Here is a 1,675-nt window from a genome sequence, read left to right as displayed (position 1 = left end):
TATCATTGCGAACACCGATAAGAGCCAGGGCAGGACGGCGCTTGCATACAAGGTTGCCAACCAGCACGCCGAAAGCGGCGCGGCGATGGCACAGCGCCAGACTGCCGACGCGTTCAATCGCATCGCACAAAAAGTGAAAGTCACCGTGCCATACATCGACGAAGACACCGTCAACCGGCTGGAAAGCGCGATGCGGGCATACAACGGCCGCGTCTACCAGATCAATTCGCAGTTGCTATTGCACAAGCTGCCGCCCGGCCAATACGAGGGGCTGCTACAACAAGCCGAGGATGATCTACGAACTGAGGTCGAGCGCGCAGTACAGGTACCCGGCAGCCAGAAGGATCCCACATAAGACGGCGACCATAGCAAAGGATACGCTCGTGAACCCATTATTCGACCAAGACGCCAATCCAATTATGCGGCGGTTACAGGACTCGTACGAGCCGGCGCTGACGGCCGCCGACTTGGGGCGGATTGCCAGCGAGCTCGGAATTCAATGGCCGGCCGATTTTGCCGAGTTTCTTTTGCGCTTCAATGGGGGCTATTTTAATCATCCGGTTGACTTCGACATCCTCGCGCCGGCCGATCTCGTTTCAGGCGGCACCGTACAGAGAGTTGAAGGCCTGTTCCCGCAGGCCCCGGAGTACGAGGAGGACATGCGCAGGACGGCGTACCGGCTTGAAGGTAGTATCCCTGACACGATGCTGCCGATCGCGAGCTGTTGGGGAGACTGGGTGTTGCTGGCGGTCCGGGGTCGCGATTATGGCAAGATCTACCTCTGGGACCACATCAACGGCGGGCCCGAAGATATCCACCTGATCGCGTACGGTTTCTCACAGTTCATGGCGGGCCTGCGGCCCGCTGAGGACCACGAAAAGCCGCAGGAAAGGCTGCCGGCGTTTAAGGCGGTCGCAACCGGGAACGAAGCCGCCGTCGAGGCACACCTCGCTGACGGCGGCGTGGTGGACCTGCGCAATGATAAGGGCGAGACCCTGCTGATGTGCGCTGCCCGTTGGAGGTGGCCGCGTTTGGTGAAGCGTCTGCTAGCTGCCGGAGCGTCGGTTGAAGCGCGCGACGGACAGGGCCAGACGCCGCTCTATTTCGCCATGCTTGGCCACTCGAACGATTCGATCAAGCTGCTTGCCGCCGCTGGCGCCGACCTCAGCTATCGGGATTCCACCGGTCACTGCCTCGTCCAGCGCGCGCGGGAGTTCCATTTCTGGTCCGCAGCCCACAAGCTCGTTCAACTCGGAGCACCGGAAGAGTGATCGCGCGCCAGCCAACCGGGCATTCTCGCGCCTGCGGCCCCGACCCCCGGTTAGGTATCGAAGGATCAGGGCCGGATCATCGGGATGCCCGTGGGACCTGGCTCACGGCAGGGTGCTGATTTCGAGTTTGCGAAACTCGAGGGCGCCGGCCTGTTCGCCGGCGGGGCCGCCGGAGTCGCCGCCGAGGCCAAAGCTGAGCTTTTGCTCGCGAATGCAGTCGTGCGTCGCGGTGAAGGTCTGACCGTCGACCATGGCGATGATCCGCGGGCCGCGGAACCCGATCTTCACGCGATGCCACTGACCGACGGCCAGCGGGTTGGACTGCTTGAGCAGTTCCTGGTTCTCGCCGGGCTTCGGATGGGCCAGGATGCGCAGGGTGTCCCGGCCCATCACGACGTGGACGA

Annotated in this window: 3 protein-coding genes; 2 read left to right on the top strand and 1 reads right to left on the bottom strand. The window is 62.6% G+C overall.

Translation table 11 applies throughout. The annotated features are described in order from the left end of the window. Positions 1-355, top strand: a 355-nt coding sequence (locus VGG64_28310) for a hypothetical protein (GenBank protein ID HEY1603537.1), incomplete at its 5' end; no start/stop codon positions are given. A gap of 28 nt (positions 356-383) precedes the next feature. Then, a complete protein-coding gene (locus VGG64_28305; protein ID HEY1603536.1) occupies positions 384-1,271 on the top strand; it encodes an SMI1/KNR4 family protein in 888 nt (295 codons plus the stop codon). A 102-nt stretch (positions 1,272-1,373) separates the two neighbouring features. On the opposite strand, the gene VGG64_28300 is transcribed toward VGG64_28305, so the two are convergent. Continuing rightward, the coding region (locus VGG64_28300) for a hypothetical protein (GenBank protein HEY1603535.1) at positions 1,374-1,675 on the bottom strand (302 nt) is incomplete at its 5' end.

It is taken from the genome of Pirellulales bacterium, from assembly GCA_036490175.1.
Classification (GTDB): domain Bacteria; phylum Planctomycetota; class Planctomycetia; order Pirellulales; family JACPPG01; genus JACPPG01.
Note: the sequence above shows the minus strand (reverse complement) of the source record. Positions and strands in the feature narration are given on the sequence as shown.